Here is a 24,346-nt window from a genome sequence, read left to right as displayed (position 1 = left end):
ATCATCCGGGAAGAGGAGCCTGCGTGCTACTCTTCCCTTCTTGCTTTTTCGAGCTTTTCCAGGATCATGGCGCGGTGATCATCGATGTTGTCAGGCACTATCTTGAGGTAATAGCAGTCGCCGCATGCGCGGTTCTCATGCCTTCTCCCTTCAAGCATCATCTTGCGGAACCTGAAGAGGCGCCTGCCGTGCCAGATCTCCCTGAGGGACTCCCTGGTGACGTCGCCCACGACGGTGCTGTGGGACCAGTCATTGCCGCAGAGGGAGACGGTGCCGTTGAAATTGATGGCCAGCACGTAGAATGGGTAAGCGCAGACTTCCTTGGGGGTGAAGGGAAGGCCGTCGTACGTGTCGGGATTGGTGCCCAGAGTAAAGTCCTTGATGCTGGAATATGACCAGCCCATGGGCTTTTCCACGCCCACGAAATCGCCTATTCCCTTAAAATCGGAATAAAATTTGTCAAGCTCTTCTTCTGACAGGCCGTAATCAAGAATCTTGATATACAATTCGCATTTCCCGCGGCGCCGGTAAAGATCCCTTATGTTCTCACGGAAGGCATCGTAATCAATATCGACTCCTGAGACCTTCCTGTAGCCCTCGGCGGTGACGGCCTCTACGGAGATGCAGATCATGTCAAGGCCGGCATCGATGATCTCCTCGTTGAGGGCGGGGTTCAGCAGGGCGCCGTTGGTCTTGGTCCAGATTTTTTCCGCAATGGCTGCCTCTTTCGCCATGTGCACCATCAGGGGAAAATGCCTGTTCACCAGCGGCTCGCCGTCCTTGTAGAGGCTCAGGAGCTTCAGTTTCACGCCGAACTCCTTCAGGTTCTCCACGATGCGGCTGAAGAGCTCCATGGACATCACACCGCTGGGACGCCCGACTTTCTTTATCAGCTCGCTATCGCCCGTGGGGCAGAAGATGCATTTGAAATTGCAGAGATTGGCGGGCTCGACATAGACCACGAAAGGGGCCGGAAGCGGGATGACCTCCTCGAGAGGCTGCCGCTCCCTGCAGCGCAGGTCCTTTGCCTGGATCTTTCTTGCTTCCTTTGAGGTATCCATTACCGTCCCATCCATCCGCCATCGACAAGGAGCACGTGGCCATGGACATGCCTGCTCGCGTCGCTTGCGAGGAATATCACGGGGCCGATCATGTCCTCAGGCTCGCCGAACCTGCCGGATGGTATCCTTCCAAGAAGCTCCGCTGATTTTTTAGGGTCGCTGCTTACGTGGGAGGCCATTTCGGTAACAAAGAGGCCCGGCGCGATGGCATTCACGTTTATGTGAGAAGATGCCCACTCATTGGCAAGGCACTTGGTGAGGCCCACAAGGGCGTGCTTCGCCGCGGCATATCCCACGATCTGCCGCGCCCCCTGGAAGCTGCTTATGGAGGCAATATGGATTATCTTGCCGCCACCCCGGGGTATCATGACCTTTGCCGCCTGCTGCGACAGGTCAAGCACTGCCGTGAGCATTAGCTCAAAATCATCATGCCACTGGGCAAGCGGGTAATCAAGTGCCGGGGCGCGGTGCTGCAGGCCCGCGTTGTTCACCAGGATGTCCAGGCGTCCGTAATGGGCAGCCACGCGGTCAACAAGGCCCATGCGCTCATCGGGCTTGAGCAGATCTGCCGGGAGGTAAAAGAGCCTGCCCCCGGCATCGCCGATTTCCCTCTCCAGATCGCCTGGATTGTCACTCCGGGCAGCGACGGCAACCAAAGCCCCTGCCCGGGCAAGGCCCAGGGCCATGGCTTTCCCGAGGCCACGCCTCCCTCCCGTGATGAGAGCAACTTTCCCGGAAACACTGAAAATATTCTCCATGAGAGACCTACTCCGGATCAGAGTCGAAATTTATCCGTTCCTTTTCTATCACCAGGGGCCTTTTCAGCACCTGGGTATGGATGGCGCCGATATACTCGCCGAGAATGCCCGTGAAAAACAGCTGCATTGATGAAAACAGGAAAAGTCCGATTATCATCGGTGCCAATCCAAGCTGGAAATCATTCCAGCGGATGAGTTTATACACCAGGTAGCCCAGGCCCGCGAGGAGGCATACTATGGAGAGCACAAACCCGCTGAATGTGGCAATCCTGAGAGGCACCTTGGAATGGTTCGTGATCCCCAGCATGGCATTGTCATAAAGAGTATAGAAATTATTGCTGGTAATGCCTCTCTCCCTCCTGTTCTGCGTGTACTTCACCTCGGCCCTGGAGAACCCGAGATCGCAGATGAGCCCTCTCAGGTAAGGGAAGGGATCGTTGATTTTTTTCAGCACCTCGAGGACCTCTTTGTCATAAAGGGCATAGGTTGAAAAATTCTTGATAAGCTCTATTTCTGACAGCTTGCCGATCAGGGAGTAATAAAGCCTCCTTACGGCAAACATGACAGGCGATTCCTTGCTTTTCTCCTTGACCCCGATGACTATCCTGGCGCCTTCTTCCCATTTTTTCAGGAATTCGGGCATGAGCTCCGGGGGATCCTGAAAATCGGCGACCATGTAAATGACTGCATCGCCGCTGCATTGAAGCAGGCCATGGTAGGGCGACCGGATATGGCCGAAATTCCTCGTGTTGACTATCACCTTGACACTGCGGTCATTGCGGGCCAGATCTTTCAGTATCTCGACGGTCCTGTCCCGCGACGCGTTGTCGATAAACACGTGCTCATAGCGATACTGGGGCATTGACTGGAATATCTCCTTCACCGTCCTGTAAATGGACTCCACATTGTCCTGCTCATTGTAACAGGGGGTGAAGACACTGATAAGCTTCATGGCGTAAAACCCTGAGTATTCATTATAGTGACTGCCACAGGGCCTCGATTGGTAAATTCTATCAGCGGTGCTTTCAATTCCTGCTTCACCGGCGCCGATCCGCGGCGTTCCTTTAAATATTCCGCAGGGGAGGCAGCCTGCCCTTGATAAAAAGCGATTTTCAGCTATAATGGGAAGGAAGGGAACTCAAGGGGAATTGGATACTCTGAAAGCAAGAAACCAGGAAAAGAACCTTAAAGAAGCCCTCCGTTACGCCGCCATAGGCATACTGAACACCGCTGTGGGCTATGGAAGCTACGCGGCGCTCCTTTATTTCTTCAAGCTCCATTACCTCGCCTCGTCAGTGCTGAGCAACGTGGTGGCCATCACCCACGCATTCCTGTGGCACAAATACTGGACCTTCAGGTCCAAGGGGCCCTTCGCGGCAGAGTATGCGAAGTTTGCCTCCTTTTACGTGGTCTCGGCCTTCCTGGGACTCCTGATCACCGCCTTCTTCGTCGAGATGGCCCATATTGACGCCTACCGGGCAGGTCTCATCAGCATCTTTATCTGTGCCGTCATCTCATATTTTGTCAACAAGTACTGGAGCTTCCGGGAGCATGACAGCGTGGAGCCGGGGCCCCCTCCACAAGGCTAAGGTATCCGGTAGATTCTTATGTGCCTTTTATCGACGGCCTTGTATTCCCCGAAGAGCCTCTCGACATAATCCGCCGTGTGCCTGAGGTACTGGGGCTCCATCACCACCACGTACCTGAGGTGAAAGAAGGAGACTATCTCATTGCGGTAAAGATGGTCGGTCCTCTCAAGCTCACCGAGCTTTTTGAGCTCTTCCCGGTAGTCCAGAATATTGCTGGGCACCTGGGGCTGATCGAGGTGCTGGTTGAGCAGAATTGTCTCGAGGATCCTGGTTTTTGCAAAGGTAGTGAGCTTCTTGAGAGGCACCCTCGGTATGTAGCCTGACAGCAGCCTCTTGTGATGATAAATCTGGTAATACATGTCCTCGCCCGTGTGAAAGCCCACTTTATAGAGGCCGCTCATGAACTGGAGAGGTACAAAAAGCACCGTGCAGTCCTCGCGATCCCTCGTGATCATTGAAAGCTCCGGCGGAACATGGGAGGAAGTGGTGGGAAAGGGTATGGGAAGAAACTCCACGGCGATGAGGGAGCAGAAAAGAAGTGACAGGATGAGCCTTTTCCCGGGAGTCGATGCTTTTTTCAGCAAGAGCTCATTAAGGGCCCAGGCTGCCAGCACGGCTGCTGAGAATATCATCACGATGAGGAGCCTTACGGGCCACCTGAGCTGGGAGAGCAGCGGGATAAAATAAAAAGCGGCATAAGGAAGGGGGATGGATATCTTCGCCCCGCCCAGGTGAAAGGCTCCCATGAGCCTCTCGCCTGTCCATCCGAAGAGATGAAGGGAAGGCCCCAGGGAGAGGAGAGAAAACACCAGGAATGACCAGAAAAAGAAGCGGAAATCCCCAAGTTTTTTCCTGTTTATGAAGGCGAGCACGAGGAGAAAAAGGGCCGAGTACCCGAAAAAGCTCGTGGTCTCCACGAGGTTCTCAGCGGACTGGAAGGGATTTTTCACGAACGCCCCCGCGAGGAAGTGGTTCGAGCCCGGGAAAAAAAGCGCCCCCGGGTCAAAGGAGAACTCGTCGGCCTTGATCCAGTGCACATTGCCGCCGCCTTCTATGGCGAGCTGGGAGAATGCCTTATAGAGTACGGGCGATGAGAAGACCAGGAATACCAGGAGCACGGCAAGGGCATCACCGGCGATTTTTCTCGCTGAGCCCCTCTGCTGCGCCATAGACCAAAGAGTATATACCATGAAGATAAGGCCCAGGAAAGCCGGGGTGGTGAAGCAGCAATAGAGGGAGAGGCTCCAGACGAAACCCGCCCAGATAATCCACCTGCGCCCCCCCTCCCGCCTGTGCCTTATCAGGGCAAGGATAAAGAGCGGAAGGGTAAAATAGCTCGATACATCAAAGATATGCTGCGTTGCGTGGAGCGACATCCAGGGGCAGTATGCGAAGATTATGGCTGAAAACATCGCCGCCGCCCTGGAATTGAAAAGATAAACTCCCAGAAAGTACATGGAGAGGGCCGGCAGGGTCATATCCACGATGGTCAGGATGTTCCACGAGACAGAAAGTGAGAAAAAATCCTGGAGCAGGTAAAAAAAAGAGACATTCACCAGGGAAAAGCCCTGGAGCCCAAGAGACTGCCCGAGAGGATAAAAGACATAATCGCAGAAAAAGGGGGACTGGTGAAGAGCCTGCAGGGAATACTTGAACCACCATGCCCCCCAGATGGTAATGGTGAGGTCCTTGCCGTGGCCGATGAAATCGGTGGTGAATGATTCAATGCCGGGATAGGTGAAAAGAAGCGACATGCCTGTGAAAAACAGGACCGCCAGGAGGTCCTTGAAATAAGCCGCACCGGATAGCTTCAGCCACTTCACTCGGGGATACATCACCTTCCTCGCGCAGCAGCGCGTAAGGTCAGCTTTTCCTATTTTATCACAGGGGAACGGCGGAGTAAAGTGCCGAAGTTCAGCTCCCGGAGTCCACAAATTCCCTGAGCTTTGCAAACCGTGGGCTTGGCTCAAAGGGCCTGTCAAGATCGGCAGCGGTGAGGCCGTAATTGCCGTGACGGCGGAATACAGGGGAGCCCGCATAAGGCTGAAACTGGTTGAGCCTGATATTCCCGATCTCGCCAGCATGGGCCTCGATGAAAGAGAGGGTCTCAAAAAAATCCTCTTCGGTCTCACCGGGGAAATCGGTCATAAAGGAAGCGATGACGGGAATCCCCGCCGCAAAGGTTCTTTTCACCGCCCGGGACGCATCATCCCTTCCATAACTCTTCCCCATGAGGGAGAGGACTCTTGAAGAGCCAGATTCTATCCCGAAAGTTATGGCGCTGCAGCCTGCCTTGCACATCTTTTCCAGCAGCGGCATCTCCAGGGGAATATCCACCGCGGCATAGCAGAACCACGTTCCCCTGAAGCCAGCTCCTATGAGGCCGTTACAGAGCTCTTCAAGCCTGTCGGGGTCGGCGTTCATTATCCTGTCATTGAAGCTCACTCTCCTGATGCCGAAATTATAAGAGCATGTGAGGAGCTCTTCCACGAGGTCCGCGGCACTGCGCTGGCGGTAAGGGCCGTAGAGATGCTCCACATTACAGAAAGCGCATGCAAGGGGGCATCCCATCGAGCCGTTCACAATCACCTGGAGGGAATCTCCCGAGATCTGGCGGTAAAGACTTCTTGAAAGGTAAGAATAGTCGGGAACTACATATTCCATGGTGCTCCCGTAGCAGTGAGGATTCACTTTAAGGCTTCCATTGTCCCTTGAGGGGCAGAGCGTGCCCGGAAGGCTGGTGGGAAGGTCGCTGCCTGCGCGGTATGCCTTCAGGACCGCCTCGAGAGGGCCGTAGGGCTCATTGCAGATGGCCATGTCAAAATTTACCCTGCGCCCTGGCTGCCTGAGCTCGAGGGCAAGATTCTCCACGGAGATATTTGCATAAAGAAGAAAAAGGGAGGAAATTCCGCCGTGGAGCTCGTTAAAAAGATATGCGGGGAAATTGATCTCTGCTACAAAAGGGAACTCATGATGCTTGAGAACTTCCCGGACTTTCCGCGGTGAGACGGCTATCAGCACTATCGAGGGGCCTGCGGCCAGGACCTCCCTCTTCCACGCCAGCACTCCGTCCTGCACCAGCGCCGTGACCGCCTGCAGAAGATCCCGGTCCATCCGGCGGGCATGGAAGTCCGCGATGAAATCCTTGCCGGTAATGAGCTTATAAAGGCATCCATGGAGGTAATCCTCCATAAGGCCGTTCACTCTCTCGAAGTCAAGGCGCGTGGAGAGCTTTCCCCTTGAAGGAGCTTGCAGGCCCAGGGAGGGATGGCCTTCAAAGAGCGCTTTCAGCCTGAGGTACAGCTCGATCCTGAGGTGGTCAAGGAGAACCTGAAAGCCCTGCCTGCCGAGAAATGAAGCAATGCTGTAAAGCTCCGGCTCCGGGTACCCGAAGGAGACCCCTATGGAGCTGCAGAGCCACACAATGCTGTTCTTCATAGGTCGCGCCCCTCCAGGGCCGCTGCTCTAATCGTGCCTCTCCCCCACGACTGCCAGGAACTCCTGGTATTTCGGGTACTGGGGCGGCCTTCTCATCACGGCCACCTGGTCGATGCCTTCGCCGTAATTGTCAAAAATGTCGCTCACCTTCGATGAGACTTCTACGAGGTCCTCTGACGATGTCACGTAGGAGCCTCCCCTGGTGACGGTGACTCCCGACACCATATAGACCTCGCGCTCCATCTTCGCCATACACTTGAGGCACATGACCTCACGGGCGCCGCACCTGCTCCCGCACTGGATGCAGAGGTTGAAATACCTCAGGATCGATTCAGGATAAATGTCAATGGGCCTGAACTGGGGATGCTTCTTTGCCGGCACTGCGCTCTCATCACCGCTGGCAGCCTGGGCTTGTTCCGCCTCGCCAGTCCCGCCGGCAGCCTGCGAAGGCGCCTTTTTCGCAGCCTTCTCGATTCCTCCGGCTGAGGGGGCAAGCATCGAGATGGTAATCTCGGCCGCCTCTTTCCCGCTTACCGCCTCTTCACCTGTTTCGTAAGGGATGGAGGAAGCCACCTGCCGGAAGGAAATGCCGCGATCACCAAGGAGGCTTGTGGCCATGGCCTTGTCGGAGGCTTTCTCCCAAGCCGCCTTCTCGATGCCGTGCTCTGCCATTCTCACCATTGCCTCCGATTCCACGTAGTCAATGAGGTGCTGATCGGAGGCGGGAATGCCTTCCATCTTCGCAGCGAAGGGCCTCTGGAAGATGCTTGCGGCCACATCGGTCTTCAACTGGCCTGCCGCCTCATCGCCTCTCACCACGGCCGCCGATTCCGAGCTCCTTGTGCCGCTCAGGACCTGCTCCCGGCGCCCCCTTTCAATATTGCCGATGAGCTTTTCCACCCGGGTCTTCCCGTTTTCGAGGGATGCTGCGTCATTCACAAAGGCCTTGATGTTTTTCCTGAGCTCCTGGCTCATCGAGGTCTGGTCAAAGAGCTTCGCCACATTACGGGCGCCCTCGTTTGATTCCGAGGCTTTAGTGAAAAATTCCAGCAGGGCTTCCCTTCCCTCGGTCGTCCTGTTCACGTTCTTCACCATTACCGCAAGGGCGCCTACATTGGTCTCCGCAGCCGAGAGCTCGCCCAGTATCCGGGGCCATCTGCCAATTGCATCAGGATCGGAAGTGGTGTTCCTGAGGAACCGGGCAAAGTCAGCTGCCGTCTTCTGCGAGGAGGAGGCCTGCTGCAGCAGAATTGCCGCACTGTGGGAGCCTTCGGGGCTCTGGACCAGGTTGCTGAAGGTTTCGGCGAGAGCCCTGGCCCCTGACTCATGGGCCGATCCCTTCCCGAGCGTCGAAGCGAGAACCTCTGCGCCTTCGGGCATTGAAGAGATGTTGAGAAGTGATTTTTCGATAGCCACGAGGCCATCAGGTGATTTTGAACAGTTCTGGAGAAATATCGCCATATGGCCGGCACTTTCTCCGGTGACGGTGAGGCTTCTGAGCATGTCGGTCATCACGCGGACCCCGCCGGAATCCTGCGTTGCCTGGGCAAAGAACTGGGCGAAAGCGCCTGTTCCCTCTTCCGTGTATGTCATGGCGACAAGGGCGCGGTTCAGGGCCTGGGCCCCGTCACGGGAAGATGCAATGCCCGTCATAAGCTTTGCGAGGCCTTCGGCACCGTCCCTGGTGGCCGACAGGTTCCTGAAGGCCTCTCCCATGAAGCGTGCCCCCTCCTCGGTGGCAGCGCCCTTCGCAATGAGGCCTGCCATGGAGAGGGAGCCTTCCCTGGAGGAAGCGGCGCTCGAGAGGGTCTTGAGGAGCACGGCCGCTCCATCTTCAGATGAAGAGAGCTGCGCCATGAAAGTGGAAACATTGCGGGCGCCCTCGTCCGACGAAGCCATCTGGGTAAGAGACTGGCCTATCGCCCTGGTGCCTCCCGTCATCAGAGCCGAACGGCGGATCAGCATGGCCATCTCCTCGTTTCCCCCCGGTACAGAGGAGAGCTGGGCAAGGGTCTGGGCAAGAGCCCTGCCTGCCGTGACATTTCGAGAAGATGACTCCACGTGGCCCAGGAACTGCGACAGCCCCTCGGTAGTGGCGCAGAAATTTTTGACGGCGCCGGCAAGGGACTCAGCACCTCCAGGAATAGCAGAGCTTCTGGCAAGGAAGAGGGAAAAGTCCTTCATCCCGTTGTCCGTGGCCACCAGGGAGCCCACAAGGCTGCGAAGAGACTGGGCACCTTCAGGCGTCGAAGAAGCGGCATGCACAAAGGAGGCCAGGGTCTCTGCCCCTCCCTCGTGGCGTGCTGCCTGAGCCAGCATCCGTGCGGTGCTCAGAGCGCCCTCGGGCGTGGATGCGAGGTTCTCCATGGTCCTGAGAGCCACCGTCTCGCCCTGGGGCAGCGTCCCGGCACTGGAAAACAGCGATGCGACAGCCCGGGAGCCCTCTTGGGATGACGACAGGACAGCAAAGGTCTTTGCCAGGTTCAGTGCCGATTCACCCCGTGACGAAGAAGCCGACAGGACTCTCCAGAGTGCTTCCTTTCCGTCTCTTGAATCCGAGAGGTTCTGGAAAAGGCCTGTCACATCTTGAGCGCCTTCCTCAGTCGAAGCGCAGCGGGCCAGTATAGCCGTAAAAGTCTTCATCCCCTCGCCGCTTTTCTGGATGTTCCTGAGGAATGACGCCATGGTGGCGGCGCCCTCCCCTGACCGGGTGGCGGCCCTGAGGAAACGGGCAATGTTTCTTGCGCCGTCCGAAGTCGAAGACATGTCATTGAGGCTCCCGGTAAGGGCATGCATGGTCTCCCTGGAAGAGGAAGCCTTTTCCAGGAATCCTGAGAGCACCTGGGCGCCATGGGGTTCCGCTGAAGCCATGTTGGCGAAGGCCAGGGCCAGGGCCTTCCCTCCCTGCCCTTGAGACAGGTGGGCTGCCGAATAGAGAAATGACTGGGTGCCTTCCCTGGTGGAGACAAGCCTCTCCACAGCCCTGGAGAGATTCTGCGCCCCTTCGGGCGTGGCGCTCATGGAGACAAGAGCCTTCTCAATGTCAGCCCTGCTGCTCTGCGAGGCCGAAGCCGTCTGGATAAATGCCCGGAGGATCTCTTCATTTCCCTTCACTCCTGTCATGTTGACAAGAGCCGCTGAAAGTGCCTTTGAGCCTTCAGGCGACGCCGATACTTTAGCCAGCAGCGACGAGGCATCATGGAGAGACTGGTCATTCCCGATGACGCTCCGGAAAAGCTTTCCAAGGGCACTGGCGCCTTCCTTCGGCTGCGAGGCCTTCTCCAGCACGAGGGCAAGGTTCCTGGCGCCCTCGGTGGTGGAGAGCATCTGCTTCATCGTGTCAAAGAGCATCTCGCTTCCCCGGGGAGCTGCAATGCTGTCTTTCAGAAGGCCTGTCATCACTTTTCCACCTTCAGCAGTATCGTAAAGGCCCGCCATGGCATGGCTCACCTCGCGGGCCCCGTCCCTCGACGAAGAGAGGCGGCGGTATGACTCGATGAGAGTCCTGCTCCCTTCCTTCGACGGGGTGACCGCTTCCATTACCTTGGCAAAAATCCTGGCTCCCTCCGATTGTGCGGTCATCTGCCTGAATGCCGAGGCCAGAGAACCCGAGGCCTTCTCATCTTGTGACGCCCTGGAGATGAACTGCAGCAGCGTCCCGCTGTCTTCCTTCCCTCCCGCGACGGAGAGGAGGAACTTCCCGAGCGCTATACCACCCTCGGCTGATGTCGAGGCCCTTGAGAAGAAGGCGGCCATCTCCCTCACCCCGTCGGGCGACGAGGTCACCTTCCTGAAGGTTGCTGCAAGAGTCTCCCTTCCTTCGTCAGTTCCCACGCTCCTCTCCAGGAAAAGGGCGATATTCTTTGATCCGTCATACGAGGAAGCCATCTGGCGCAAGGCATTGAAAAGGGTACTGGAGCCCTCGCCTGTGGAAGCCATTGACCCGATGGAGCGGGAGAGGGCCAGGGCCCCTTCCCGATTAATCGAGGTGTTGGCCAGGGCCTGGGAAAGGTGAAGGGCACTCTCCCCGCCCGAGGCCATCTGCGTGAAAGCCCTCCCGATATTCTCTTGGCTTGGGGAAGACTGCCGGGCCATAGAGGAGAAAAGGCCTGCCAGGGAGTTCTGTCCTGCCGGTGATGCCGAGATCCTTGAGAGAAGCTGGGCAAAATCCCTTACCCCGTCGGGCGTCCTAGAGGCGTTCCTTGCGAAGAGCGCAAGATTATCAGCCTGCTCGGGCGACGCGGCGCAGTTCTGGAGAGTCTTTCCCACGTGGGCGGCGCCCTCATTGGAGAGGGAGGCACGGTTCAGGATAAAGGTGAAGTCCCTTGCTTGGTCAGGCTTCAGGGCAAGCCCGCCGATGATGCGGCTCAGGGCTGCAGCACCCTCGCCCTGTGACGAGGCGGAACTCAGGAACTTTGCGCAGACGTAGCTTTCTTCCGAATCCCTCGAGGCATTGCCAAGGAATTTAATGAACTCTCCCATCCCTTCTGCGGTCCTCGTGGCCGACGCGATGATGGCCGATGCCTGGCCTGCCCCCTCGGGACGCCCCAGAAGCGACAGGAGCACCAGGCCGCTCGTGGTTCCTTCCGAGCCTGCCTTCCCTGAGAAAAGCTGCATGAGCATCCTTGAGCCCTGCTCAGTTCTGGAGGCCTCGGTGAGGAATGCCGAGAGGTTCTCGCTTCCCCTTGACGACGATGCCATGGAGGCAAAGGCTGTCTGCAGGGACCTCGAGCCTTCCTGTGACGCGGTGATCCGTGAGAAGACCTCCATGAGGGACTGCGATTCTCTTGAAGAAAGCCTGGAGACTATTTCCGAGAGGTTGCGGGCTCCCTCGGAGGTCTGGGAGATATTTCTCAGGGCACAGGAGAATTCGGCAATACCTTCTTCGCTGGCCGTGGCGTTCCTGAGGAAGGTGAGGAGGGCTTTGTCGCCGTCCCTGGATTTTGCCATGGAGAGGAGAGCCATCGAGGTGACGGCGCTCCCCTCGGCCGTGCCTGTGATCCTCGATAAAAGGGCGGCGAAGTCACGGGACCCATCCTTCTGGGAGGACATCGCCGCCAGGGCCTGCGCGAGGGAGGCTGCGCCCTCTTCAGAGAAAGTGCCCCTCCCGATGAAGACCGCCACATTTCTGGCGCTGTCGGTAGTCCCCGCCATGGTCTGCATGGCCTGGAAAAGCTGCCTTGTCATCTCGCCCGAGGAAGTGGCCCCCTTGATAAAGCCTGCCATCGCTCTTGCGCCGTCCTGGACCCTTGACGTGTGGGAGAGCAGGTGGCTCAGCAGCTCGCCGCCGTTTTCCGTATCAGCAACGGCGAGGAAGGACTTCACCATGGCCTTCTCCCCTTCGGGGGAGTGGGCGGCAAGCCTTATCATCACGTCGGCGACAGCCTTTCCTCCCTCACGGTATGACGTTACATGGGCCAGCGTGTGGGTAAGGCTCAGGCCTTCATCGTGCGACGCCGACGAGTTTACAAGAAGGGAGGTGAGGGACTCGAGACCTTTCGGTGTCCTTGAGAGGTTCTGAAGGGTCTTTCCCAGGAGGGTTGCCGATTCCTCCGATGCAGTGGCCGTATTGTTGAGGATCGCCGAGAAATCCCTGAGGGTTGCCGGCTTTGACGAGGCTTCCGATATGAAGCGCTGGAGGGCCATTGAGCCCTCGGCACTCGTTGTTGCCGTGTGCAGGAACCTTGAGGCCAGGATTGCTTCGCCGGGATTGCGGGTTGCGGCGCCGAGGAAAGCCATGAATTCTGCTGTGGATTCACTGCCCGACGTAGCGGCGCTGACGAAGTTTGCAGCCTGCTTCTGGGCTTCAGGCCCTCCCAGCACCGACATGAGCAAGGCTCCCTGGCCTCCCTGGCCGGTTTTCCCCGAGAAAACGTTCATCAGCAAACTGGCGCCCCGGGATGTCCCAAGGCCTTCCGAGATAAGCTGTGACAGGCCTCTTGCATCCTGGGGAGACGAGGCCATGTGGGAAAGTGCTGTCGAAAGCGCCTTGGAGCCTTCATCAGTGGAGGCGAGACGCGCCATGCTCTCAAGGATGACCTGGCTTCCCTCTCCCGTTTTCGTGAGCCTCCCCATGAGGGACGAGAGTTCATGGGCCCCCGCAGGGGTGGATGCCATGTTCTGGAGAGTGAGGGCAAAGGCTTTCCCTTCCCTGGCCATCGTCGATGCATTTCTTATGAAGGCGAGGATATCCTTTTCATTTCCCTTCACCTGCGCCATCGCGTTGAGGCTCCCGGCCAAGGCTCCCCCGTCTTCCGGCGACAGGGATACCCTGGAAAAAAGCCCTGTCATCTCCTGGACACCCCTGTGGGTGGAAGTAAGGTTCCTGAAAGCGAGGCCGAGTGCTGCCGCACCTTCAGAAGTGGAAGTGCCGTTCCGGAGGAAAGTGGCCACATTTCGGGCTCCATCAGCTGTCGAGGCCATGGTCCTGAGGGTCGAGAAAAAGGATTCGCCTTCACCGGGCGCCGCCGAAGCGGCGCCTATGAGCTTTGCCATGGCCTTTGAGCCATCAGGCACCGATGAGGCCTGGGCCATGGCCTGGCCGATGAACCTTGTGCCTTCTGCGGTGGAAGTCATCTGGCGCAGTGTCGTCATGAGAGAAGTGCCTGTCTCCTGCGAATGGGACGACATCTTGATGAGAAGCCCCGAGAGGACTGCGGCGCCCTCCTTCGACGACGACATCGCCGCAAAGGTGGAGGCCAGCTCCCGCGATCCCTCGGGAGTCCTGGAAGCGCCTTCAATAAACCGGCCGAAGTGCTGGAGGCCTTCGGGGGTCCTCGCCATGCTCTGGAATATTCTTGCTATCGAGAGGGAGCCTTCATGGGAGAGAGAGGCGCCGCTGAAGATTCTCACGAGATCCCGGGAGCCGCCTCCTGTGTCATCACTGGCCGCAATGTTCCCTATGGTCTCGCCCAGGGCCCCGGCGCCCTCCCTTGTCAAAGAGCCTCTCTGGAGGAAGGTGGCAACGTTTTTAGCCCCTTCGGCCGTCGAAGCCATATTCCTGAGAGCGGGGAGGAGCTGTGCCGAAGCCTCCTGTGAGCTTGATGCAAGGCGGAGCAGCATTGTCATGGCCTTGCTCCCGTCAGTGACAACCGACGTAGAGGCCATGGCGTGGCTCAGAAACTGGGCGCCCTCGCGGCTGCTCGACATGTTGAGGATTGAGCCGAGCAGGTCATGCTGCAGTGCCGGAGAATGGGCAGAGAGCTTGATGAAAAGATCGGAGAGCACCTGGGCGCCTCCGCCTGTTGTCGAAATGGAGGCAAGGACCTGGCTCATCACCTTGCCGGACTGCCCGGTGCTCGACGCGGCGCTCAGGAAGTTTCCCAGCACCTCGGTGCCCTGGGGCATCCTGGAGATGTTGTGAAGCACCCGCGAGAGGGCCTGGGTGCCTTCAGGCGAGCTTGAGGCCATGGCCATGAGCTGGGCGAACTGGTGGGCGTCGTCCGGGCGGAGGGAAAGAGTGCTCATGGCCTGCTTCAAAGCTTCGGCTCCCTGCCTCGTTGAGGCGCCGTATTCCATGAGCTTTGCCACGGCAGCCTTTCCTTCGGGGTCTGTCGTGGCCTCCATCAGAAACTTGACAAGATTCCTGGTCCCCGCCGGAGTGGAAGCACAGTTGATAATGAACTCGGCGGCATAGGCGGGACCGTCTGAGCGGTTGAGGAGGCTCACGAAGGTCTTGAGCATCTCCTTGGAGTTATAGGTGGCAAAGGCGCCCGTCTCAACGAGCTCTGACAGGGTCTTGTAGGCCTCCGGCGCTGATTTGCCCAGGTCTACCTTCACGTCCTTGAGGATGGCGTCGGCAGCCCTCTTCTGAGAGTCCTCAAACTTCTCCATCTTGTCAAGAAGCTTTACGAAGTCCTGCTTCTTGGCCGCTCCCTCTTTCCTGAGGGCGCTGGCCTCATCCTGGAGAGCTTTAGCTTCCTCCCTCAGCGTGCGGGCGTCCTTGGTCTTGGTGTCGGCCTCTTTTTTTAAGGTGGTCTCGGTCTTTACCTTTTCCTCGGTCTCCGTATCGATGACCGCCTTTTTAAGGCCCTCTTCCTTGAGCTTCGCGCCCTGCTCAGCCTTTTTCGCTTCTTCGGTCTTCTTTGTTTCTTCGGTCTTCTTTGTTTCTTCGGTCTTCTTCGCTTCTTCGGTCTTCTTCGCTTCTTCGGCCTTCTTCGTTTCCTCGGTCTTCTTCGTTTCCTCGGCCTTCTTCGTTTCCTCGGCCTTCTTCGTTTCCTCGGCCTTCTTCTGCTCCTCGAGCTTCTTCGCTTCTTCGAGCTTCCGCGCGGCTTCCTCCTCGAGGCGCTTCGCCTCGGTTTCCCTCTGCTTGATCTCTTCCTGGAGCCTCTTCGCCTCCTCGGCCTGCTTTCGCGCTTCTTCCTCAAGGCGCCTCAGCCGCTCGGCCTCTTCCCGTGTTCTCTGCTCGTTAAGGGCCTGCTGCGCTGGCTGAGAGAGCGTCGTGTCATCGACAGGCTTGGGTGTCACCGGCTCGGGAGTGACTGTCCCGCCTCCCGGAGTCGGATCGGTGATGGGTTTGGGGATGGGCGGCGTGACAGGGTTCTGGTCGATTGGCCCCATGCCTCCGCCCGCGACTCCCCCTGTTCCGCTGCCAGGAATTGTGTTGGTTCCCAGCACGGTGCTAGGCTGAGGCTGTATAAACGTGGGCACCGTGCCGTCAGAGGCGATGCCGGGCATTCCCGGGGTGACGCCGGGGGCTCCGCCGGTGCCGGCCTGCCCTCCCTGGCCGCCGGTGGCAGGATTCAATACCCCTATTCCCGACTGGTCTCCGGTGCTTATGGTGATGGTGCTCGGAATGCTGACATCTATTCCCAGTGAGGAAATTGTGGCGCCGTCAGTCACGGTGACCGTGCCCGGCTGGGGGCCCGGCTTTACCACACCTCCAGCAAAGCCATCATTGCCGGGACCTGGCTTCGGGGTGGTATCGTGAGTGGGATCGGTCTTTGGCTGGCCATAGCCCTGGTTGCCCGTATCCCCTATATGATGGGAAAAATCCCAGAGGTAAGGGCGAGAACCATTGCCGGCAGTGGTATTCTGGACCTGGGTCTGCACCGCGGGCTGCGGGGGAATATACGTCGGGATGACTGAAGGCGCGGCTGGAATTGCGTATGTTCCGGTGCCATGCTGCGGCGGCTTGGGACCCGTCTGTCCCGTGCCGGCAGTGGCGTTGCTGTTCACGGTGCCCCAGAAATTCTGCTGCTGGCCGCCCTGTTCACCCTCGCCATGAACCGTGCTCTTGCTCCAGCGGTATTTCTGATTGGAGTTGATCTGCTGCATCGTATAGGTCTGGAGCTGAGTGGTATGCCTGAGCCTCCTTGTGCTCTCGCGGGAAGTGCCGAAGAACCAGCTCTTCAATGTCCCGAAGAGGCCGCCGGTATTGCCCTCACGGTAGTTCTCCACAATGGCATCCTGGATATCCACCGAGAGGCCCAGAGCTTCCTCATTGAGCTCAAGGCCCTGAAGCTCGGCAGGTGCGTTACGGATCTTGTCGGGGTTATCACGGGCAAATTTTGCCGTATCCAGGGCCCTTTGGCATGCCGTATCAAAGGCCTGCCCCTGGGTTCCCTCCTCTCCCTGGCGCTTGAATGACTCGACCCACTGCTTGAACTGGCTCCCGAAGGATTGTTCTCCTGCGCTCACGCTGTTGAAGAAATTCATCGTGGAGCGGTCATCGATACCCCTCTGCCCGTTCTTGTCCTTGGCGAGGAGCACCCTGTCAATGAAGGGACTGAGGCGCTCGGGCGAGGAGAGGGCCTGCTCGGCTTCCGACCTGTACTGGCGGAGCCTCTCCTCCCGCTGCTGCGGGGTGAGGCCCTGCCATTCTGCATCGGAATACTCGAGCCTCCTGAGGCGCTCGATGGACAGATCGGTGAACTGCTGCCTCTGCGGGGCATTCTGAGAAGAGCTCAATGAGCTATGAAGAGAGGAAACCATGGCTTCGTGCTGGCTCATCTGCCGCCCGATGCCCACATAGGCGATATTTGTCATGATTTGCTCGTTGCTCCGGAGCTTCCCGTCGCGCATATCGCGGAAGAACTGCACCTGCTGCCCGGTGAGGCCCATTCCTCCCTGCTCCTTGGGGAGCACCATCTTGGCGATGAAGTCCTGTGATGCCTTTCTTTGCACCGGATCACTTGAATTCTCACCCCGCATTATGGTCTTTATCATGGTCATCACTTCAATGAAATCGCCTGACCGGGCATTCTGGCTCACGCTTGAAAGCTTTTCAGGGTCGGTCTCCCCGAGGTCCCGGTAATATTGCTCATACATCGTGCAGAAATTATTCTGGACATCTCTGTCAAACTCATCAGATTCTTCGTCAAGCCTGCCGAAAATCTGCTGGGCCTCCTTGCTCTGTACAAGGGCCATCTGCTCCATGGACGAGGGATTCATAGGATTGAAATAGGCATCATTGCCTCCGTGGTTGGATTCATGGCGGCAGGACTGAAGCTGCAGGTTGTTGAGGCGCTCGCCTCTCAGAAGCGAGTCGCGCACCGATTCAGGAACATATGCAGTATTTGTGTCGCTGTCATACCGTGGCCCTTTGCCTTCCCCCTCTTTTTCGCCCGGAGGGACAAAGGCCAACCGCTTCATCTGGAGGACCTCAGAGATGCCCGAATCGGGATAATCAGCATAGACCTCGGTTATATAGCTCTCAGCCAAGGTGTCAATCCTGTCCTTGGGGATGCCCTCGGTGTTATTGAGGTTGAGCTGCATATTCGCCACGGCCATGACCCGGTCGCGCTGGCGATTGTATTCATCGGTCCCCGGCTTGGCAGTAATCCCCGCAAGGCCCTTATTCATATACTCCAGTGTGCTCTCAAAGCGGGCGGGGTCCTTGCAGTCAAGGAGCTTCATCATGGTACTCATCCCGGTGAGGGATTCCTTCTGATCCTGCGATCTGAGCAGGGAGAGAGGCGCCCTCATAAGCTCATCCATCTGCGCCACTGTCGTTCCCGGCTGGAAGCGGCTCGCGAGAAGAAGAGCGGCGGCCTTCTCCTCGGGCTTCTCAAGAGACTTGAAGACCGTTGAGCTGCTGATATAGCGGTAGGCGCTCCTCTGCTGCTCCGGTGTCATCTGCATAAGCTGCTGCATGACCTGGCACTTCATGGCAGGGTTGAGGTCTCCGGTGATTGAAAGGAGCATGTCTCTGAATTCTGCGGGCACGGTAGAGACGAAATTCAGGAAACGCGTGTTGATCTCAGTTTCCTCGCCCCTGCTGAGCATTCTTCCAGAGCCTCTGTTCCTTCCCGGGTCTTCAGCCCTGCCCGCTCCCGCACTGCCCGGAGCTTCCACGGGACGCCGGGCGGCACCGGAAGCCCCGGGCCTTTCCGCGCCTGCCGGTGCGCCGGGCTCAGCCCCTGCAGGAGATGAAGGCCTCAGCACCCGGGGCTGCTGAGCGCCTGTCTGAGACCTTGCGGCGGGAGCGCCTCCCATTCCTGTTTCAAAGGGCACGGCGAAAGTCTTATGAAGGTTTTCCAGGGTTTTCTTGTCGGCACTGCCGAAAGCCCTTATGAATTTGTCTATTTCGGGCTGCTTCATCTCTGCAAGCGACGAGACAAGGCCTTTTGAGAATCCCGCCACGGTCTTTGACCTGGCGGAGGCTTCTTTCCCCTCGGTCTTCAGGTCGGGGCTGTTGAACTCACTGAAGATAATATTGAGAAGCTTCGCCCGTGACTCGACTGAGAGATTCTGCATGGTGCTGTCCAGGGTCCGCTGCTCCTCGAAAGAGAGGTAATTCATCATGTGCCTGACCTTGTTCTTGAGATTCCTGCCCACGGTATCCGAGGCCTCCGGTGCGGACAGGGAATCAAACTCCTTGTACCAGTCCGCCCCGGTATAGGAATTCCGGCTATAGGCAAGAAGCTTCTCGCAGCGCTTTGAATGCTCGTCGATTCGGGCAGCCATGTCGGCATTCCCCTGCTTACCCGCCGGGGGACTGCTCGTGGAGACTGCCTTGACTAACTCTTCATCACTCCTGAGTTTTCCCCCCATCCAGGCGCCCATGAATTCAGCGGAGCCATCGGGCAGGAAGCTCCCGTAACCTTTTTCCAATCCCGTCTTTCCTTCCCTGTCGCGGGCGAAGAAGAGGGTGCCCAGGGCCGCCGTGAACTCTGCCCCCGAAGTGGTGGCCTGCTTTACAAGGTCCTTTGTCTCCTCGATGCCGAAGCCAAGCTCAAGGTATCTCTTTGTGAGGTCACTCTTAAAAGGTGACGTGTTGTTCTGCACCTGCCTGTAGAGATCTGCCGCCTTAGAGATGAAGGCGTGTCTCTCGGAGGCGCCGGAGTTCTGACCGTCCAGCATGGCCTGGAACGAGACATGGAAAGTCTCGTGGAGAAGCTGCGTCCTCTCTTTCACGCCGAGCTCCTGGCCCTGAGCGATGAAGGAGGAAGGAATGGAAAGCTGCCGGGTCTGCCTGTCGAAGGACGGGCTTCCAGTCTCTTCAAACCTTATTTTTTCAGCCTCGCGCAGAGTATAAAGGGTGAAATTGCTTGATATCCTGTCTTTTGCCCCCCTCAGCATCCCTATCATTCCACCAAGCTGATCCTTCTGCTCGTCAAAAGTGAGCTCCATGCCGCATTCACCTATGGCGTTGCCCAGCTTGAGTCGTGAATAGGCCTCAATGAGGACTTCCCTCTTTTTCTCACCTGCTTCAGCGTTGAAGGGAGCCCCGCATATTGTGTTTTCATCGGGCTTCTGGAGAAACTCCATGGTCCTGCGGGCATCTTCCGCCGGTGCGGAAGCGAGGAGGCCCGTGAGGTTCCGCCTGTCAATGGCGCTCCCCGACGTGGCGGCAAGCACGGAGCTTATGAGGCCATCACGGCGGGCCCGCTCCTGGGCTCCCGGCAGCATCGAGCTGTCGGAGGTGAATGCTGTTGAGATAAGGACCGCCTGGGCTCTTTCAAGGGGATCTTTCATGGTCCTTATCAGATCCGACTGCATGGCGAAGTCAAGGGTCGCCTCGCGGTTCCTCATGGCAAGCCCGCCTATCACTTCGGCAAACTTCTCCCTGTCGGCGCCTTCAAGATCCTTCCCAAGGGCATCTATGACTTTTTTGTGGGCCGGCGTGAGCTCTTTGTACCATTGAGCAGCCGAGAGATCAAGAGGCTTTCTCTCTGCAGGGGGAGGCGCCTGGGTCTCTGCCTTGCCTGCCTCAGAAGCTCCGGGCTTCGTTCTCCCGGCGTAATCATAAGAGAATTCACGGGGAACCTCACGCTGCGGGGTCATCATGGGCTCAGGCCGGGGGGTCAGAGGCTCAGGCCGCGCGGCAGGGCTTTCCTGGCGCTGAACGGGGGCCTCCTTCCTGGCATGTGAAGCCGCCGGTGCCTGGGGGGCCTGTTGAGGTACCATGGGCATCTCCCGGCGGGTGATGGAGGCCGCTGTCTTGCCTGACGGCCTTGCGGGAGCCGGAGAGGTCCCTGAGGGGCCGGGGAATGGCAGCGTGGTGACACCGCCCTGGGGAAGGGTCCCGCCGCCGTTTTTCAGGAAATCCTTCACCTGCTGCGGAAGGGCATCGTACATCTGCTGGTACTTGGCGGCATACTCAGCCATCTGTTGCTGCATCTGGGAGATCTGCGTGACCACTGCCGATATCTGAGACATGATATTGGAAGTCGTCGAAAGATACTCTGATTCAAGCGCCTGGCCTTCATTATGAAAGCCGAGAAGGGCATAGCCCCAGGCAAAGAGGGTATACCAGCGCTTCTCCTCGGAGAGAGAATCCTCAAGATCCTTCTGCCTCTGGCTGAGGACCTCCGTCTCTGTCTGCGGTCTCTGGCCGGCCTGGGCAGGCTGCTGCTGCTGCTGCCGGGCGGCCGGCGCCGACACCTGCCCCGATGTGCCCTGCGCGGAAACCTGCACCGGAGAGGCAGGCCTCGGTCCCGATGCCTGCAGGGCCTGAGGGCTCCTTTCAGGGGCAAGTGCCATTGTGACCTGGCGCTCCATCGCGGGGCGCGTAAAGCCGTAAACCAGGTTCGCCTGCGTCTCCATATCAGGGTCACCTGGCGCAAGCGATGAAAGGGGGAGCGCAAGAGTGGATTCCTGGGCATCATACCGGGGGTATCGGATATCGGTAAAATGCACCTTCTCAATCTCACGGGCCGACTGCAGCAGAAACTCACCGGAAAGCTTTCCCCGCGATGCCCGGAAACCGTCAACGACGGTACCTGCGAGGCTTTCCGATCTTTCGCGGGGAAGAGCTGCCTGCTGTTCTCCGGTGGTGGCCGTTGCAAGCCGGAGCCTTGTATAGGCTTCCGTAACTATCTCCGAAGACCTTTCCGCCGAAACCTGGGAGAAGGTGCTTCTTCCGCAGGAGTTCCTGTCAGGATTGGCAAAAAACATTGCGGTGCTCCCGGCGCTCTCCGGCGGGGCTGCTGCCATGAGCCTCACTATGGCTCTCCTGTCGGCATCGTGCCCCTCAAAGCCCTCAAGCGTTGCCTGGACGCCGCGCTCTCTCCGGGCTATCTCCTTATCTTCAAGAGGCTTTCTGGAGGGCGTATATGACGAGAAAAGCATGAGGGCATCGGCCTTGTCCTTTGAATCGTCAAGGCTGGCATAATAGGGGGACTGGCGCATGCAGTCAAGCATGCCGGAGAGCTTCCCTTCAGGAAGACCGTTGATCGTTGAGAGAAACTCCTGCCGTTCCTGGCTTTTCTTGGAGGCGCTGAGCCCCCTCGTGACGGAGAGAATCTCCTTCCTGTCGGGGCCGGTAAGCTCATCCCTTGTGACAAACCTTACAAGATCCTTCTGCTCCTTGGTCTTGAGGCTTGCCAGGGAGTTCACCAGGTCCCTGAACATGGGCTTTCTCTCCCTCGCCTCAAGGGTGTCGAAGATGCCGAAAAATTTCTTGAGCTCATCGCCCTCGATGTTCTTCACCAGCCTGTCGATCCGCTTGCGCTCAGTCTCCATGAGGCCTTTCACCAGGCTGTTCAGGTTCTTTGGAAGAGGCTGGGCCTGCAGGGGCTTCGACGCCGCCCGTCCTCCCTCCCCGGGAGCCTGAGACGGCACCATGACGCCTTCTCGGAGCTTTGCCACTCTCTCGTCATAAGACTTCCTGAGGGCCTGGCTGTCGGGGCTTGCTGCAAGGATATCCTCATTTTCCGGCAGCCTCCCGGCCATCCAGTCGGTGATGAACTTCACAGAGCCCGCAGGAAAGGCATCGAGGAGGTACCTCCTGCCTTTTTCATCTGTCGCCTCAAGCCCTGATTTTCCCTGGCCGTCGCGGCTCATTATCAGAGCAGCCCCCTGGGAGGCAAATTCAGCGGGATTCCTGGTGAGAAGAGACGCGGTAACCCTGGATTCCTCTTCAGAATATCCCAGGCCGCGGTATCTCGTTTCAACGGCCCTCAGGAAGGATTTCCCCTTATCGGTCCCGGTCTCTGTCCTCTCGAAGATCTGCGTAAGCCTGTCGCTGAAAGCATAGCTTTCCGCAGCTCCCGATAGGCCGGGAGAGAAGGCTGCATCACAGCGGGCAAGAAAAAGGGTCTTGAATATCTTGGCCTGCTCTTCAGGAGAAGGCATTGATTCCTTTGCCAGCAAAGAGGCGGGAAGAGCAAGAGAGCGGGAACCGCTTTCATAGCGGGGAGCATTGTTCCCCTCAAAGGTCACATCCTGGATGGTGCGGAAGAGGGGAAGGAGGAACTCCCGGGATATTCTCGGGCCTGCCTGCCTTACGGCTTCATTACCCATTGCGGCAACCTGCATGACAGCCCCGGCGTCTGCATTGACCTCTTTATTCCCCTCCCGCACCTTGGCACTGGACAGCAGGAGGCTCATGTAGGCTTCCTGGAGCACTGCCCCATCTTCCATGTGCTCTAAAGCAACCTGTTCCGCCATTTTTTCAAGTGCCCTTGATGAAGCTTCCGGCCCGGCCTTTTTCATGAGAGCGAGGAGGACTTCCCTGTCGTTTTCCCTTCCTCCGGTAAGCTCTATAAATGCCCCTGCAAGAGCGGTGCGGAAGGTTTCTGTGTCATGCTCCGCGGTGCCGGGGGGCGGCAGGACCATGGAGGCTGCCAGGAGGGCAGATCCTTTATCCACCGGATTCTCAAGCGAGCCCATGAGGGGTGAGTTCAGTGCAAAGGACGCCATCTTCACGCTTTCATCCTGAGGGAGCCTCACAATAGCCTCGACAAGGTCCTGCTGCAGCGACTGGACACCATAGGAACCAAGCTTTCTGGTGAGAGCTGCAAGCTCGTCGCCTTCTTCCTGGGGCACCTCCCCCAGTCTCCTTAGGAATTCCTTCGCAGTAGCGACGTCAATCTGACTCAGGGAGGTGGCAAGTGAGGCAAATCTCATTGTGCCGGGCTCTCTTTCCATGCCATGCCCACGAAGCGCTGCTGAGGCCTTATCGGCAGAGCGGCTTATGGAAGGCTCATGCTGCTGCCCTCCTGAAGCCTTGTCATCCCGAAGGGAAGGCGCCTCAGCCGCCGGACTCTCCGCTCCCTGCGGCTCCTTCGCCTCTCCTCCCTCCCTTATTCTCCTCCACATCTCGGAGTAAAGGGAGGTCTTTCCCGCGGCCTTCCCTGCACCCCTGTCCTGAGCGAGTTTTTCCAGAATGGCAGCTCCGCGGGCACTCTCACCCGAAGGGGCTCCCGCTGCTATTTCAAAATCTTCAGCAGTCTCACGGTGCGTGGAGCCGGCGCCCTCCAGGGGGCTTCTGCCCGGCTCTCCCCTTTCTTCAGCCATTCCCGCTCTTCCAGAATGACCCGAAGCTGCCATCGCTGGCTTTCCTGCCCCTTCTTTTCCTTCACCGGCCTCCTGCTGAAGGACCTGGTTCCCGTAGGCTCCAGCCTTTTCCTCGTCTTTAAGGCGTTTTTTGAAGAGCTCCATCCCTTCCCGGGAAGCCATCTCCTTGAATTTTTCCTCTGCAGCGGCCCTCTCACTTCCCCTCGCTCCCCGGGCTTCCTCCTCTCTCTGCCGGCCCGGCAGGGCAGCCTCTTTCGCCGCGGGCTTCCCCAGGAATTCTGTCCACCCCCTGGCCACCTGGTCCCACAGTGAGGCGAGATTCTTCAGGTAGCCCCGCGTTTTCGCAGTGGCCTGAGTGCCTGCGCTCCTGCTCCTGGCCACCGGACCTTCTGCGGCCTTGCCCGAAGGCCCATCCCTGCGGACTCCTTCGGAAGCCGTTTCTTCCATAGAATCAGCAGACGCCGAAGCCTGCCCCGCCTTCCTGAAAGCTCTCAAGGTCTCAAGGCCTTTTCCTATGGTGCTCCTGCCTGACGCTTCATCAGGCTCCCCCGCCGGGAGCTTCGCAGAATCCTGCTGCCTGAGGGGCGGCACATTATACTGGTGAATGGAATCAATCCTGTTGTCGCTCATTGCATGCCCTCCTCGAGATCCTGAATGCCCGCAAGCTCCCAGGAATCATTCTTTTTATATGGTGAAACAATAAAAAATGGCATATTCCCCCATTTCAATTTATCACTTCATTCGGTAAATAGTAAAGAGAATCTTGCCATATCTTTTTTACATATAATACTGTTATCATTATTTGCTGTTGATATAA

Annotated in this window: 7 protein-coding genes; 1 reads left to right on the top strand and 6 read right to left on the bottom strand. The window is 58.0% G+C overall.

Features of this window, described 5'->3' with window-relative positions:
• Positions 1-26: 26 nt before the first annotated feature.
• The 3 genes from RDV48_15835 to RDV48_15825 are packed head-to-tail and all read right to left on the bottom strand — an operon-like array spanning position 27 to position 2,771.
• Positions 27-1,061: a radical SAM/SPASM domain-containing protein gene (locus RDV48_15835; protein ID MDQ7824272.1), complete on the bottom strand. Its 1,035-nt coding sequence runs from the start codon at positions 1,059-1,061 to the stop codon at positions 27-29.
• Positions 1,061-1,819 (bottom strand): SDR family oxidoreductase, encoded by a 759-nt coding sequence (locus RDV48_15830; protein ID MDQ7824271.1) that lies wholly within the window; start codon positions 1,817-1,819, stop codon positions 1,061-1,063. Before RDV48_15830 ends, RDV48_15835 begins: the two co-directional genes overlap by 1 nt.
• 7 nt (positions 1,820-1,826) lie before the next feature.
• Positions 1,827-2,771: a glycosyltransferase family 2 protein gene (locus tag RDV48_15825; GenBank protein ID MDQ7824270.1), complete on the bottom strand. Its 945-nt coding sequence runs from the start codon at positions 2,769-2,771 to the stop codon at positions 1,827-1,829.
• Between the two features lie 196 nt (positions 2,772-2,967).
• Between RDV48_15825 and RDV48_15820 the strand changes: the two genes are divergently transcribed.
• Positions 2,968-3,408: a GtrA family protein gene (locus RDV48_15820; protein ID MDQ7824269.1), complete on the top strand. Its 441-nt coding sequence runs from the start codon at positions 2,968-2,970 to the stop codon at positions 3,406-3,408.
• Here the strand turns inward: RDV48_15820 and RDV48_15815 are convergent.
• The 3 genes from RDV48_15815 to RDV48_15805 form a co-directional block, all read right to left on the bottom strand.
• Positions 3,405-5,231 (bottom strand): hypothetical protein, encoded by a 1,827-nt coding sequence (locus RDV48_15815; protein ID MDQ7824268.1) that lies wholly within the window; start codon positions 5,229-5,231, stop codon positions 3,405-3,407. The two genes, RDV48_15820 and RDV48_15815, sit on opposite strands and share 4 nt — an antisense overlap.
• Before the next feature lie 91 nt (positions 5,232-5,322).
• Complete coding sequence (locus RDV48_15810; GenBank protein MDQ7824267.1) at positions 5,323-6,846, bottom strand: radical SAM protein; 1,524 nt, start codon at positions 6,844-6,846, stop codon at positions 5,323-5,325.
• Positions 6,847-6,873: 27 nt separating this feature from the next.
• Positions 6,874-24,159 carry a hypothetical protein gene (locus RDV48_15805; GenBank protein MDQ7824266.1) on the bottom strand — a complete coding sequence of 5,762 codons (17,286 nt, stop codon included), beginning with the start codon at positions 24,157-24,159 and terminating at the stop codon, positions 6,874-6,876.
• Between the last annotated feature and the right edge of the window lie 187 nt (positions 24,160-24,346).

This window comes from Candidatus Eremiobacterota bacterium (assembly GCA_031082125.1).
Lineage (GTDB): Bacteria > Vulcanimicrobiota > CADAWZ01 > CADAWZ01 > Ess09-12 > Ess09-12.
This window is presented reverse-complemented; position numbering and strand designations above follow the sequence as displayed.

Excerpts from the sequence above, each read along its gene's own strand:
- RDV48_15835 (MDQ7824272.1), bottom strand. The coding sequence starts at position 1,061 with ATGGATACCTCAAAGGAAGCAAGAAAGATCCAGGCAAAGGACCTGCGC.
- RDV48_15810 (MDQ7824267.1), bottom strand. The coding sequence starts at position 6,846 with ATGAAGAACAGCATTGTGTGGCTCTGCAGCTCCATAGGGGTCTCCTTC.
- RDV48_15825 (MDQ7824270.1), bottom strand. The coding sequence starts at position 2,771 with ATGAAGCTTATCAGTGTCTTCACCCCCTGTTACAATGAGCAGGACAAT.
- RDV48_15805 (MDQ7824266.1), bottom strand. The coding sequence starts at position 24,159 with ATGAGCGACAACAGGATTGATTCCATTCACCAGTATAATGTGCCGCCC.
- RDV48_15830 (MDQ7824271.1), bottom strand. The coding sequence starts at position 1,819 with ATGGAGAATATTTTCAGTGTTTCCGGGAAAGTTGCTCTCATCACGGGA.